The sequence below is a fragment of the Pseudomonas laurylsulfativorans genome (assembly GCF_002906155.1).
Taxonomy (GTDB): domain Bacteria; phylum Pseudomonadota; class Gammaproteobacteria; order Pseudomonadales; family Pseudomonadaceae; genus Aquipseudomonas; species Aquipseudomonas laurylsulfativorans.
Map to the genome: position 1 here is coordinate 204,849 of NZ_MUJK01000004.1, position 14,050 is coordinate 218,898.

Genomic DNA, 14,050 nt, shown 5'->3' on the forward strand with positions numbered 1-14,050 from the left:
GGCGTAGCCGTCCCAAAAGCGACGGTTGCTGCGCAACCGAACGGGAGCAAGCTCCCTCGCCACATTGTTTTGTATTTACAGTTTGAACTCAGCTAATTCCTGAACAACTTCATCAAACCCCGGCCGCGCCAGCACTTGCGGCTGACAGCAACGCTGCTCCAGATCCACCAGCACCCCACGCAGTTCATCGCTCAACCCCGAGTCGATTCGCGCCAGCAATTCCCCCAGCAACACCCCGAACGCCCGTACCTCGATCCGCTGCAAGGCACGGCTTTCCAGGCTGTCGGACAAGGCGTGGAACGACGCCGCGCCAAAGTCCCCCAGCAAGCAGTCACCCTGTTCATTCCACAGGATATTGTGCCCATAAAGGTCGCCGTGGGTGATGCCATGGCCGTGCAGATGCTCGGCCACCGAGGCGATTCCCGCGGCAATGCGTAGCGCCACCGCTGCACTGAAGCGCAAGTCGTCGGGGTAAATATCGCGGCTGCACGACGCCAGGCTCGGTAGCGCGGCGAGGTTGCGGTAGCTCGGTGCGATCAGTTGCATCACCAGCCCGGCCGTTTGCTGCGGGTGATCGACAATCCGACCTTCGACGCGAATCAGGTTCGGGTGCAGCCCGGCGGTGATGCAGGCGTTCATCTCGTGCAGTGGCGAACCGTCGCTGGTCATTTCGCCCTTGTAGAGCTTCACCGCAACGGCCATGGTTGGCTTATCGACCGCTTGCCAGACAGCCTGATGAATCACCCCGGACGCACCTTCGCCGAGTTTTTTCTCCAGACGTAATGCTGACCAGTCAATGCGCGGTGTGGCGTCGAGGGCCGCCGCATCGGCTTCGGTTTCCAGCGGGTTACCGGCGTACGCCAGCCAGGTCAGGCTCGGCAGTTCCAGCAGCCATTGTGGCAACCCGGTCAATTGGTTGGCGGCGATGCGGATCAGCTCCAGCCGATGGCACTGGCGCAACGACTCCGGCAGCGTTTGCAAGCGGTTGCCGGCGAGCATGAGCTTTTGCAGGAACGGACGCTCTCCCAGTTCCTCCGGCAAGGTTTCGATGCTGTTGTCGGTCAGGATCAGCCAGCGCAGCAGCGGTGGTAGCGCCGCGGCGGGCACGTGGGCGATGCGGTTGGCCTTGAAGCCGATCATCGTCAGTGCGGTGCATTGGCCCAGGCAGGCCGGCAACTCGGTGAAGCGGTTATCGGAACAGAACAACACGCGCAAACGCGTCAGGCGATGCAAGTCCTCGGGCAGGGTGCTCAACGCATTGCCGCTGAGGTTGAGCACTTCCAGCGAGTCCGCCAGATCGAAAATCTCCCGGGGGAAATCGGTGAGGCCGTCGACCAGATCCAGCCGTGTGATGCCCGACAACTCGCCGGCACGCAATTGAGCAAGGGTATGCATGAACAGATTCGCTATTGATCAAGGAGTAGGCGCGAGGCCCCGCAAATGCGCGACATGATAGCGGGAAAGATGTGGCGACTGTCAGGCCGACCCGCAGACTTCGACCAGTTGCCCCAATCGACTGCGGGTGCGTGCCAGGTCAATGACATCGCCGTCCAGGCTTTCGCGCAGGGTGTGCTGTCCGAGCAGCGTCAGGTGTTTGTCCTGGTCGTACAGCACGTCGATGAGGTTGATGAAGCGCTGTTGGGCGGCGATCGAGCACTCGCCAAGCCGCGGCAGGTCATCGATGATCCAGCGATCGAAGCGGCGGCACAGCTCCAGATAGTCCATCACGGCCGTGGGTTGGTCGCACAGGTCGGTGAAGGTAAAACCAATGCGGCGCTCCTCGCACAAGCGCGCCTGGAAATGCCGGGTGCCGACGGGCAATGACACGGCCGGGGCGTCGCGATCCGGCAGGTTCAAAGACTGACGCTGCGCCACGCTGGCCGGCCATACGTAATGGCCTTGGGTGAACAACTGTTGCGCGTGGCTGCGGATCTGGCTTCGATAGTCGTGCGGCCCGCCGACCTCCATTACCTGCATGCGCGAATTGATCAAGTCGATCACCGGTTTGAAGCGGGCGTGGTACAGCGGGTTGGGCAGCAGGCCTTCGGGCGGGTAATTGGAGGTCACCAGCACCAGGACGCCGCGCCGGAAAAGCGCCTTGAACAACCGGGTGATGAGCATCGCATCGCCGATGTCGTGCACATGGAACTCATCGAAACACAGCACCCGGCAGTCGCTGAGCAGTTCATCGAGGGTGATCGCCAGGGCGTCGGCCTGTTCGCGGTGCTTGAACATGCCTTGATGCAGTTGGGCGAAAAACTCATGGAAGTGCAGGCGTTGTTTTTCCGCGAGGGGAATAGCCCGGAAAAACCCGTCGAGCAGCCAGCTTTTGCCGCGCCCTACGGCACCATGCAAATAAAGGCCGGGAAGGGTATTCGGCGGATTGCCCATGAGCTTGCAAGCTTGCCGTGCCATGCAGTCGATCACGCGCTGTTGGCTGTGACTCAGGGTATAACCCCGAGAATGGGCCTGGTGGCGAAAGTAATCGTGGATGACTTGGCCTGCCGTGCAGCTAACAGCAGCCGGCGCCCTGCCGAGAAGACGACGCAACGTTTGCCAGCGCGATTGGGTTCGCGAACGGTTCGGCGGTCGAGCGGCCACTGGGATATCACCTCTGGTATGCGGGCAGGCTCCCCGAGCTGCGGTGGCATAGTGTAACCAGAGCAGGTAATTTGCTTCCAGCGGTGTCGGCATATCCGGGCCACCAAACACCCCAAACCCTGTGGGATCAGAACTGAGTGGTCTGTTTGAGTATCTGCGCCGCTGGCGTATCCGTCGGGCTGACCATCGCATAGTTGTAGCCGCTTCCCGACCAGTATTCGGCCTGCAACCCGCCATCGCTACGGCTGCCACGGGGCAGAAGGAAGTTTTTCGGCCCTGGCGGGCGCACGTAGAAACTGACTTTCTGCCCACCCTGGTTCTCGTAAACCACCATCGCCGCAGGGCCTTGCTCGGTGCTCAGCAGGCGCCCGCTGGCCGGTTTGAAGCCGGCATCCGAAAGGTCGGGCAGGCGATTGGCCTGAGTGAAATAACGGTCGAGCCAGCCTTGTATATCGCCGTCCTCACCAACCTTGTAATCGGCCGGCAGGATGCCTTGCTGCGCAATCAGGCGATAGGCCTGTAGTGCGTCGGTCATCGGAAGCTGGGGGGGCGCGAGTGTCATCTCCCGCGCTTGCCAACCGCTCAAACCGCCGACGCTGACTGCGATCAACAGGACCGCCGCGCTGGCCAGGTGTCGACGGGACTGGCGTTTGAGGCGTTGGCGAACCACGGCCGGATCAAGGTCCGGGTTGGCTGGCTGCTGCAAGGCGCCACCTAGGGCGGCGCGCAGTTGCTGGGCGTCCAGTTGCCAGGCGCGCACTTGTGCGGAAATTTCGGGATTGCTGGTCAGAAAAGTCTCGACCAGGCGTCGGTCGGTATCGCTCAGTTGGTGGTCGACGTAGGCGTGCAGGTCACGCTCGCTGGGGGGCATGCTGATCATTTGAGTCTCCGCAGGGAAGGGCGGTTGATTTCGCCATCGCTGAGTTGGCGCAGGGCCTGGCGAGCCCGGGACAGGCGGGACATCACGGTGCCGGTGGGTACGTCGAGAATCTCGGCGACCTCTTTGTAGCTCAAGCCTTCCACGGACACCCAGAGCAGCAGCGCGCGTTGTTCGGTGGGCAGTCGGTCGAAGGCGTTGAGGGTCGATTGGGCAATGACGGTGCGCTCCACCGAGGGCTGGGCATCGTCACGGCCGGTGAAAAAATCGAGCATGCGCGCATAGCGCCGGGAGCGGCGGTGTGCATCGAGAAACTGCCGATAGAGAATCGAGAACAGCCAGGCGCGCAAGTCGCCCTCGGCGCGTTTGCTGCCCCAACTCGACAGCGCGCGCTCCAGGCAGGCTTGCACCAGGTCGTCAGCGCTGCTGGTGTTGCGCGTCAACGACACGGCAAAGCGCCGCAATCGGGGAATGATTTCTCTCAGTTGTTCGTCGATATCGTTCATCAAATTCTGACTAGTCACTACGCTTTGGACTAGGAAGACGCCCGGCACTCGAGGTTATTCCACGTCAGAAAAAATAAAAACCGCGCGCGGGAATAAACCTGCATGCGGTTCGTCTGCTTGATTCTTCTCACTTGTGGCCGATGGCCCTGGAGTCTTTCATGGTAGATCGATCATCACCGCCAATCCGGCCGCCCCTGAGCGCAGCCAGCCTGACGTTGCGTCTGGCTGGCATTGCCGTGGTCGTTGCCGCAGTGGCCGGGGCGTTTGCCTATGTCAACGGCACTCTCGACCCACAGCGCCTGACCCCGAAGAAGCTGATCAACGTGCTGGAAACCAACAATGGCGTGCATCCGGGGTTCCGTCGCAATCACTCCAAAGGTGTGTGCGTGGTCGGGCATTTCGAGAGCAGCGGCGAGGCGCGCAGCTATTCCATTGCTCAGGTGTTCAACGACGCGCGGACGCCGGTGGTCGGACGTTTTGCCCTGCCGGCCGGCAATCCTTACGCGCCGGACAGTGCTGTGCCGATTCGTAGCATGGCGTTGCGCTTCACCCAGGCCAACGGACAGCAATGGCGCACCGGGATGAACAGCATGCCGGTGTTCCCGGTGGGCACGCCCGAGGCGTTCTATCAATTGCAAAAAGCCCAGTCGCCAGACCCGGCCACCGGCAAACCGGACCCCAAGGCCGTGCCGGCGTTCTTTGGTTCACATCCCGAGTCCGCACCCTTCCTGGCCTGGATCAAAACCGCCAAGCCGTCGGCCAGTTACGTGACTGAGAACTACAACAGCGTCAATGCGTTCTACTTGGTCAACGCGACCGGCCAACGCCAGGCCGTACGCTGGAACATGGTGCCATTGGCCCAGGACGCACCGGGGGACGCGGCACCGCAAGGCAGTGACTTCCTGGAGAAAGACCTGGTTCAGCGAATTGCCGCCGGCCCGTTGCGCTGGCAGTTGAACATCACCCTGGCCAACCCCGGTGATCCGGTCAACGACGCCAGCAAGGCCTGGCCCGAAGGGCGCAAGGTGTTGAACGCTGGCACTCTGGTGCTTGAAAAGACTCAGCCGCAACTCAACGGTGAATGCCGTGACATCAACTACGACCCGCTAGTGCTGCCTGCCGGGATCGAAGGTTCCGACGACCCGTTGCTCGCCGCTCGTTCAGCCGGTTACGCCAATTCCTACCTGCGTCGCACCAGCGAAGTCAGCCAGTTGCCCGCCGCCAAACAGGAGGCCCAGCAATGAGCACCCAACCGCACCACTTCGCCCCACTGGCGCGCCTTCTGCACTGGCTGATGGCGTTGATGATCATCGCCATGCTGTTTATCGGTGCTGGCATGGTTGCCTCGGTGTCCGAGCGCCATGAATGGCTGATTCACCTGCACAAACCCTTGGGCGTCGCAATCTTGCTGTTGGTGATCGTGCGTCTGGTAGTACGTTTCTCCACAACGCAGCCACCCCTGCCAGCGGATCTGCCGGGTTGGCAGGTTCTGGCAGCCAAGGCCTCGCATGTGTTGCTGTACGCCTTGATGCTGGTCTTGCCGCTTTTGGGCTGGGCGATGATTTCGGCGTCGGGCGAACCGGTAATGCTTGGCAGTTCGCTGCAACTACCATCGATTGTGCCGGCGAACGCGCAGGTGTTTGCGTTTTTGCGCAAAGCGCACGGGTATCTGGCGTATCTGCTGTTCCTGACCGTGTTGCTGCACTTGGCGGCAGCGTTGTTTCACGGTTGGGTGCGCAGGGATGAGGTGCTGGACAGTATGTTGCGAGGGAAAGATCGCGGTTGAGAGGGCACCGGCTAACCCCCTCGCCACAAGTGCGCCGGCGGCGGCGCGTGTAAGTCAACGCAAGGTATCGACCATATCGGCAAGCGTGGTCAACACATCCTTGCCCAGCTGTTTAGAGCGCTTGCCCGACCAACCGGTTTCCGTGTTCGGGTGGTCGTCGTGATCCTTGAACGGCATTTCCAGGGTCAGTGACAGGCAATCGTATTTCTGGCCAACGGCGTTGCAAGCCAGGGTCATGTTGGCCTTGCCCGGTTCGTCGCGGGTGTAGCCGTGTTTGGTCTGGAAGTCTTTGGTGGTGTGCTTCAGGTGGCTGCGGAAGTGCTCTTCGAGCTTTTCGATTCGGGGGGTGTAACCCGGGTTGCCTTCGCAAGCGGCAGTGAACACATGAGGGATTTCCTCGTCACCATGTACGTCGAGGAACATATCGACGCCGTACTTTTCCATCTGCTGCTGTACGAAAAGGACTTCCGGGCTGATCTCCTGGCTGGCGCTCTGCCAGGCACGATTGAGGTCCTGGCCCATGGCGTTGGTGCGCAGATGGCCGTGGAAGGCACCGTCCGGGTTCATGTTAGGCACCAGATACAGGTCGGCGCTGGTCAGCAATTTGTTCAGCACGGGATCGTCGTGTTTTTCCAGGCGCTCGATCACGCCTTCCATGAACCACTCGGCCATGTGCTCGCCCGGATGTTGCTGGGCAATCATCCACACTTTTTTTCGTCCTTCAGCACCAGAGCCTTTACGCAGCAACTGGATGTCACGGCCTTCGACGCTCTTGCCGGTGGCCAGCAGTTCGGTGCCGGCCTTGCTCAGCGCCTGTTCGATCAGCCAGTCGTGGCGGCCACGGCTGTAGGGTTCGAAGTAGGCGAACCAGGCGTGGGTCTGCTCGGCCTCGAGACTGAAGCGCAGGCAGTCGCCTTCGAAAATGGTCGGTACGCGGAACCAGTTGACGTGATCGTAGGACGCCACCGCCTGATAGCCGGTCCAGGCCTTGTTATAGGAGGATTGGCTGGCATTGTTCAGGCGAAACCAGTGCTCCTGGCCGACATGCAGGCCGCTGGCCTTGAAGTGGAACCATTGGAAATGGTTGCTTTTGGTATCCGGGCGGATCGCCAGCAGGGGCTTGAGCGGGTCGCTGAGGTCGATCACCTGGATGTTGCCGCTGTCGAAGTTGGCACTGATGTCGAAAGAAGATTTAGCCACGGCCATAATCGGGTCCTGAATATGATTTTTATGGTGGCTACTTTACACGCAAGAGTGGGATGAAACCGAGGGGAATTGCGGGGTGCGAGGTTGGGGGCGTCCTCCTTGACGCCGTCGCAGCTTAGAGATTATGCGATTGATTCTCAAGTGCTATCTGTCGCTGATTTGAACCAATGATGCCGGGCTTCTCTTGCCAATCGGCATTCTTTTGATATTATCCGCGCCATCGAATTTGCAGCACCCAAAGACTTCATTAGCCTGAAGATACAAGCCAGAAAAACTGGCAAATAAAAGACCCGGCCAAAAGCCGGGTTTTTTATTCCTGAAGCCTTTCTATTCCCTCCATCTAAAAAACGCTTGATGCGTTCTTCCGTGGGCAATGACTGGGTAATTTCCCGGACTAGCCCCTCATTTGCATTCGACCTGACCCGTCATTTGCATCGAATTTGACCAGCACGCTTCGTGGACATGACCGCAGAGAACGCTCCAAAGGCGACTTCCTCAGCGCACGACACGTGCCTGCCCCATGCCTGCGTCGAGCCGGCCTGGACGACTGCTCGTCGGCCCATCGAAAACCCACTCAAGATCGCCTCCTTCAAGCCGATGGAATAAAGGTGCCAACGGGACTCAAGCAGTTCATTAGCGAGGGGCAAAATGCTAGCATCGCCGCCGCGCAATGCCTCCCGGGCAGCAACATAACCGTCGTCTTCCCAACGCTTTTTTCATCTTTCGGACTTTATGCGATTTTTCCTAGATCCCCAGCGAGATATCGATGCAGCGCTGCTACGTTATCGCCGGCTGTTCGGCGTGTTGGCACTGTTCAGCGGGGTGATCAACCTGCTGATGCTGGTCCCGTCCATCTACATGATGCAGGTTTTCGATCGCGTCCTGACCAGCCGCAATGAAACCACGCTGTTGATGCTGAGCCTGATCTTGCTCGGGTTCTTTGCCCTTGGCTGTGTGCTGGAGTGGGTGCGGGGCCAGGTGATGATCAAGATGAGCGCCGGCCTGGACACTCAGTTGGGTGAGCGGGTATTCGATGCGGCGTTCGAGCGTAGCCTGAAGGAGCACAGCTCCAACCCGGCGCAGGTGCTGAGCGATTTGAACAGCATCCGGCAGTTCGTCACAGGTCCCGCACTGATTGCCATCTTCGATGCGCCGTGGCTGCCGATCTATGTCATCGCGACGTTCCTGTTCCATCCCTGGCTTGGGGTGTTCACTGTCATCGGCTCGATGATCCTTGCCGGGCTGGGCGTCTGGAACGAGCTGACCACCCGCAAAAGCATGAGCGAGGCCAACCGTTTGTCCGTGGCGTCTTCCAGCTATGTGAACAGTACCTTGCAGAACGCCGAGGTGATTCAGGCGATGGGCATGCTCGCGCCCTTGCGCCAGCGCTGGTTCAACGTGCAGCAGCGGGTCATAACCGAGCAGGGTGAGGCCAGTGACCGCAGCTCGCGGATCGCTGCGCTGTCTCGCTTTGTGCGCATGACCTGGCAATCGCTGGCCCTTGGCCTGGGTGCCATCCTGGTGATCGAGAACCAGATTTCCGCCGGGGTGATGATCGCCGTGTCGGTACTGCTGGGACGGGCCATGGCGCCGGCCGAAGCGTTGATCGGTTCGTGGAAGCAGATGGGTAACGCCAAAAGCAGCTATGAACGCTTGAACCGCCTGCTCGGCGAATTCCCCAAGGTCGCGCCAGGCATGCCTCTGCCAGCGCCGACCGGGGCCCTTAGCATCGACCGCCTGGTGATCATCCCGCCGGGCATGCACAAGCCCGCGATCAATGGCGTGACCATCAGCCTGGCCAAGGGCGAAGTACTGGCGATCATTGGTCCGAGCGCGTCGGGCAAGTCTTCCCTGGCGCGCGCCATGGTCGGCATCTGGCCCGCCAGGCAGGGCTCGGTACGCCTGGACAGCGCCGAGGTTGGCCAGTGGTCGCGTGCAGACCTCGGCCCGCACCTGGGGTACCTGCCCCAGGACATCGAACTGTTCGATGGCAGCATCGCCGAAAACATCGCGCGCTTCGGCGAGGTGGACTCAGGCAAGGTCATCGCAGCGGCGCAACTGGCCGGTATCAACGAGATGATCCTGCACTTCCCCAAAGGCTATGACACCTTGCTCGGGACTGGCGGGCTGGGGTTGTCCGGCGGCCAGAAGCAGCGCATCGGACTGGCCCGCGCGTTGTATGGCCAGCCGGCGCTGGTGGTGCTCGACGAGCCCAACTCCAACCTCGACGATGCCGGTGAAGCGGCGCTGGTGCAGGCCGTGCGCAAGCTCAAGGCTGAAGGCTGCACCGTGGTGCTGGTCACCCACAGGCCGAGCATTCTCGGCGCGGTCGACAAGCTGTTGTTCCTCAAGGACGGCGTACAAACCTTGTTCGGCCCGCGTGACCAGGTGCTCAAGACCCTGGTGCCAGCGACTCCGGCAAAGGCCGTCGAACCCCGTAATCAAGAAGCCTGAGGCGTCAATGCAAGCCAGTTCGACCGACATTTCGACCCCCGAGAACAAACCCGATGCGGATGCCGCGGGCATTGCCAGGATCGGTGTGTGGTTTTTGCTCCTGGGCCTCGGCGGGTTTCTGCTCTGGGCCTGCCTGGCGCCGCTTGACCGCGGTGTGGTCGGTAGCGGCACAGTGGTGGTTTCCGGCGAGCGCAAGACCGTGCAGTCGCGCACCGGCGGCACGATCGACAACATCCTGGTACGCGAAGGCGACCGGGTGCAGCAGGGGCAGGTGGTGATGCAACTCAACACCGTCCAGGCCAAGTCGCAACTGGATGTCGCCCTGGGCCAGTGGCTCGGCGCCCGCGCCGTCGAGGATCGGCTGATGGCCGAACGCCTGAACCGCGACACTGTGCAGTGGTCCGCGGCATTGCTGGCCCGCGCCAGCGACCCGCGCGCCGTCGCGGCGATGGAGCTGCAAGGCTATCTGTTCGCCACCCGCCGTGCCGAACTGGCCAGCCGCATGCAAATCAGCCGGCACGAAATAGCCTCGCTCAAAGAACAGCTCCAGGGCTTCGAAGAGATCAAGCGCAACCACGCCGTACAGCTGCAATTCCAGCAGCAGGCGCTCACGGGGCTGCGGGAATTGGCCCGTGAAGGTTATCTGCCACGCAACCGGCTGTTCGAAGCGGAAAGCAGTGCGGCGCAGCTGGGTGCCCAATTGGCTTCGAGCGTTTCCGATATCGGCCGCACGCGCCAGGCGATCAATGAAAGCGAGCTCAAGGCGCTGCAACAGGGGCAGGTTTTTCGCAGCGACGCCGAGTCGCAATTGACCCAGGTCGTGGCGCAGACATCGAGCCTGATCGACCAGATCAAGTCATTGGAGTTCGAAGTCAACAGCGCCGCCATCGTCGCGCCTGTCGCCGGCCAGGTGATGGGCATGACCGTGCACACCGTCGGCGGCGTCGCACCGGCGGGCCAGCGCCTGATGGACATTGTGCCGCAAGGCTCCAGCTGGGTGGTCAAGGCGCAATTTCCGCCGATGATGGCCGACCGGCTCAAACCAGAGCTGCCGGTCGATCTGCGTTTCGGTTCGTTGCAACGGGTCCACACTCCGGTGATCGTCGGCAAGGTGCTCACGGTGTCGGCCGACCAGTTGATCGACGAACACACCGGTTCGCCCTACTTCTCGGTGGAGGTCTCGGTCAGCCCCGAGGCGATCATCCATCTGCGCGAGCTGGGCCTGGATGTCAAACCAGGCATGCAGGCCGAAGTACTGGTCAAGACCGGCGAACGCACCCTTGCCAACTACTTGATGCAGCCGGTGACCGAACGTATGGCTGGCGCTTTCAAGGAAGAATGACCGTGTCCGTACGTATCGCCTTGCTACTCTGCGTGTTCTGCTCCTGCCGGCTGCTGGCGGCTGAAGCGCCGTTGTCACTGGTCGCCCTCTACGACGCCTCGCGACTCAACGATGCGACCTACCAGGTTGCCAACCATGACTACGAGGCATCGCGCCAGGAAGAGGCGATCGGCCGCAGCGGCTTGCTGCCTCAGGTCGCCATTAACTCACGCTACGGCCAGGGTGGTCTGTTTGAACACCAGTCATCGACCAATAGCCAGGACGATCAGTACGCTTCCGACAGCATTGCTCTTTCGGTTATCCAACCGCTGTTCGACAAAGGCCGCTGGGCCTCCTACGAGCAGGCCAAGGCGCGTGGGCAGCTGGGCGGAGTCCAGCACGAAGGCGCCGATCAGGAGCTGTTCGATCGCGTGGTTCAGGCCTACTTCGATCTCGCCCAGGTGGAAAACGAACTCAAGCTGACGGTCCAGCAGAAAGCCTCGGTCGAAGAATTGGCCAAGCAATCCCGACGCCTGTTCGAAGCCGGTGAAGGCAGCATCACCGACCTTGAAGAAGCGCAAGCCCGGCTCGATTCGATCCGCGCCCTGGAAATTCAGTTGCAGGCCCAGCATCGCGCGGCCCTGCGCAAACTGGCCGGCCGCGCCGGGATTACCGTCAGCGAGATCCCGCAGATGCAGGAGCAGGCACCGGCTGCCGCCTTGCTTGCCCCCGAGCAGGACCTCGACTACTGGCTGATCAAGGCCGACCAGACTGCGTCTGCACTGGGCATCAGCCGTGCGTCGATCAAAGTGGCCGAAGCCAACCTCAAGCTGCAGAAGGCCGGGCACTACCCGACCGTGGCGCTGAGCGGCCGGCTGGCACGGGTCGGCCAGAGCGATCTCAACGACACGACCCAGCGTCAGTCGACATATTACGTGGGCGTCGTCATCGATATCCCGCTGTATCAGGGCGGCGGGGTCAGCGCTTCTTCCGAAAAGGCCCGTGCTGCCCTGGAGAGTGCCCGGTCCAGCTATGAGGTCCAGCTCCAGCAAATGAACGAGGACCTTGAGCTCAACTACCTGGGAGTGGTGGCGGGCTTCGAGAAGATCAAGGCCCTGGTGACCGCCGTGCGCTCCAGCCAGACCGCCCTGAAATCCGCGGAAAAAGGCTATGAGGCCGGCGTGCGCTCGACGGTCGACATTCTCGACGCCCAGCAGCGCCTGTTCTCTTCAAAGCGTGACCTGCTCGATACCAAGCTGGCGATGCTGCAAAGCTATGTCAACCTGCACACCCATACCGGCCAGATGACCCGCAACGAGCTGGAAAAGGTCCAGGGGTTGTTCTGACCAACTGATCAACTGTAGGCGCGAGCTTGCTCGCGATGGTCGTTAACGATAACGCGTGTTTACTGACTAAACGTGGCGCTCTCAAGTCCATCGCGAGCAAGCTCGCTCCTACACCCGGCCAGGCGCCACACTGCTGATCGCGTCCTCGAAATCCCTGACGAAGCGTGGTGTGTCGAACAGCGCCGAGTGCTCACGGCCCTGGTGCAGACGCTTACGCAAGCCGGGCAACAGATCCGCCTGGGTCGCCAATTCGACGGCACGCTCTTCGTACTCCGCCAGCGTGGTGGTGATCAACTCTGGAAGGTCCAGCGCAGTCAGCAGGCTGCCGGCCATGCGCGAGGCAAAAGTGCGTCCCGAGCGGGTCAACACCGGCAGGCCCATCCACAAGGCATCGTTGGCCGTGGTCCCGGCGTTGAACGGATACGCATCGAGGAACAGGTCCGCGGCACTGTAGCGGGCCAGGTATTGCGCCGGTGCGACCCGCGGGGCGAACAGCAGACGTGCGGGGTTCACGCCATGTGCCTCGGCCCTGGCGCAGAGGTTTTCCTGGGCCCAGGGGTTGTCGGCCAGCAGCCACAACACACTGTTGGGGGCGCGGTGCAGGATACGCATCCAGCAGTCGAATACTTCTTCGTTGAACTTGTAGTTGTTGTTGAACGAGCAAAACACGAATCGGTCTTGCGGCAAGCCGCACTCGGCGCGGGTCGGCAACGCCGCCACGGGTCGCTGGCGGTCGCTGCACTGGTAAATCTGCGCCAGGTACAGCGGTGTTTCGCTGTAGTACGCCTTCTCGCTGTCGGGGATCAGGTAGCGATCGGCGATCACATAATCGATGCCTGGCAGCCCGGTCGACCCGGGAAAACCCAGGTAGGTCATCTGCACCGCAGCCGGGCGGTAAGCCGGAATGTCCGGACGGGCTCCGGACGTCAGCCCATGCAGGTCGATGAGGATGTCGATCTCATGGTCGCGGATGCATTGCGCGGCCGCGGCATCATCCATGGCGTCGATGCGCACGAAGTGATCCATTGCCTGCCTGACCCGTTCGCGCAGGGCCGAACCGTCTTCGCGGGTCCAGCAAAAACCGTACACCTCAAAGCGCTGTCGATCGATCAGCTCGAACAGCTCCACCGTCAGCAACGACACCGCATGCAGGCAAAAATCCGAAGACAGGAAGCCGATGCGCAACTTCTGGTGCCCATAGCCCTGGGCCGAAGCCAGGGCGGGTACCCGTACATTGACTCGCTCCTTGACGAAGTGCACCGCGGCGGCCAGTTGCAGGCCGGGGTCATCGCTGCCGGCGAGCAGTGCCAAGGGCGAGGACGCCTTGAGCAGGTCGCCACGGGTCAAGCCTGCCGGCGGCTCATAGACCGGCCAGACGCATTGTTTCTGGCGCAAGTGCACCCAGTGCTGAATCACCTTGGGTTGATGCGGGTCGGCTTCCAGGCTGGTGCGCAGGATGGCTTCGGATTTGTGCAACTGCCTGGTTTCCTCGAACAGGCGGCCCAGGTTGTTGCAGGTCATCAGGTACAGCTCGCGGCTTTGCGTGGCGTCGACCAGGCGGTCATCGAGCATCGACTGCCAGATGGCCAGCGCCTCCTGCGGTTTGTTCTGACGCTCCAGCAGCGTCCCCAGGTTGAACCACGCCTGGGCGAATTCCGGGTTCTGGGCAATGGCGGCGCGATAGGCTGCCTCTGCGGCCTCGATCTGCCCCAGTTGCGACAGCGTGGTCCCCAGGTTGAACTGGATAATGTAATTGACCGACGAATGGCAGTGCTGCAGCCAGCGCTGGTAGAGCGCAGCGACATCGGCGATGCGCTGCGCGCCATTGAGCCGGTCTGCGGTTTCGAGCAACTTCATCGGTTCTAGAGCGATACCCTCGGCCAACTGCAGGGCTGCGGCCAGCACGATATCGAGGTTCGGGCTCTCAAGATTCTGTCTAAGCATTTGCGCGAA

At 61.5% G+C, this 14,050-nt stretch carries 11 protein-coding genes; 5 read left to right on the forward strand and 6 right to left on the reverse strand.

Features of this window, described 5'->3' with window-relative positions; translation table 11 throughout:
- Positions 1-75: 75 nt before the first annotated feature.
- The 4 genes from B0D71_RS14855 to B0D71_RS14870 all read right to left on the reverse strand — a co-directional run bounded on the left by B0D71_RS14855 (position 76) and on the right by B0D71_RS14870 (position 3,984).
- Positions 76-1,395, reverse strand: a complete 1,320-nt coding sequence (locus B0D71_RS14855) for a leucine-rich repeat-containing protein kinase family protein (protein ID WP_103395432.1) — start codon at positions 1,393-1,395, stop codon at positions 76-78.
- Between the two features lie 81 nt (positions 1,396-1,476).
- Positions 1,477-2,601, reverse strand: a complete 1,125-nt coding sequence (gene zapE / locus B0D71_RS14860) for a cell division protein ZapE (RefSeq protein ID WP_103395433.1) — start codon at positions 2,599-2,601, stop codon at positions 1,477-1,479.
- Positions 2,602-2,728: 127 nt separating this feature from the next.
- Positions 2,729-3,481, reverse strand: coding sequence for an anti-sigma factor family protein (locus B0D71_RS14865; RefSeq protein ID WP_103395434.1), 753 nt, complete (start codon positions 3,479-3,481; stop codon positions 2,729-2,731).
- Positions 3,478-3,984 carry a sigma-70 family RNA polymerase sigma factor gene (locus B0D71_RS14870; protein ID WP_103395435.1) on the reverse strand — a complete coding sequence of 169 codons (507 nt, stop codon included), beginning with the start codon at positions 3,982-3,984 and terminating at the stop codon, positions 3,478-3,480. Before B0D71_RS14870 ends, B0D71_RS14865 begins: the two co-directional genes overlap by 4 nt.
- Before the next feature lie 158 nt (positions 3,985-4,142).
- Here B0D71_RS14870 and B0D71_RS14875 point away from each other — a divergent pair, with 158 nt between their 5' ends.
- Positions 4,143-5,228, forward strand: a complete 1,086-nt coding sequence (locus tag B0D71_RS14875; RefSeq protein ID WP_103395436.1) for a catalase family peroxidase — start codon at positions 4,143-4,145, stop codon at positions 5,226-5,228.
- A complete protein-coding gene (locus B0D71_RS14880; protein ID WP_103395437.1) occupies positions 5,225-5,770 on the forward strand; it encodes a cytochrome b in 546 nt (181 codons plus the stop codon). Before B0D71_RS14875 ends, B0D71_RS14880 begins: the two co-directional genes overlap by 4 nt.
- A 54-nt stretch (positions 5,771-5,824) precedes the next feature.
- On the opposite strand, the gene B0D71_RS14885 is transcribed toward B0D71_RS14880, so the two are convergent.
- Complete coding sequence (locus B0D71_RS14885; protein ID WP_103395438.1) at positions 5,825-6,976, reverse strand: M14 family metallopeptidase; 1,152 nt, start codon at positions 6,974-6,976, stop codon at positions 5,825-5,827.
- Positions 6,977-7,708: 732 nt separating this feature from the next.
- Between B0D71_RS14885 and B0D71_RS14890 the strand changes: the two genes are divergently transcribed.
- Genes B0D71_RS14890 through B0D71_RS14900 form a run of 3 tightly spaced genes read left to right on the forward strand, consistent with a single transcriptional unit; the run spans position 7,709 to position 12,097 of the window.
- A complete protein-coding gene (locus B0D71_RS14890) occupies positions 7,709-9,430 on the forward strand; it encodes a type I secretion system permease/ATPase (RefSeq protein WP_103395439.1) in 1,722 nt (573 codons plus the stop codon).
- 7 nt (positions 9,431-9,437) lie between these two features.
- Positions 9,438-10,772, forward strand: a complete 1,335-nt coding sequence (locus tag B0D71_RS14895; protein WP_103395440.1) for an HlyD family type I secretion periplasmic adaptor subunit — start codon at positions 9,438-9,440, stop codon at positions 10,770-10,772.
- Positions 10,769-12,097 carry a TolC family outer membrane protein gene (locus tag B0D71_RS14900; RefSeq protein WP_103395441.1) on the forward strand — a complete coding sequence of 443 codons (1,329 nt, stop codon included), beginning with the start codon at positions 10,769-10,771 and terminating at the stop codon, positions 12,095-12,097. The genes B0D71_RS14895 and B0D71_RS14900 overlap by 4 nt, the downstream gene beginning before the upstream one ends.
- Positions 12,098-12,205: 108 nt before the next feature.
- On the opposite strand, the gene B0D71_RS14905 is transcribed toward B0D71_RS14900, so the two are convergent.
- Complete coding sequence (locus B0D71_RS14905) at positions 12,206-14,041, reverse strand: O-linked N-acetylglucosamine transferase, SPINDLY family protein (RefSeq protein ID WP_103395748.1); 1,836 nt, start codon at positions 14,039-14,041, stop codon at positions 12,206-12,208.
- Positions 14,042-14,050 lie beyond the last annotated feature (9 nt).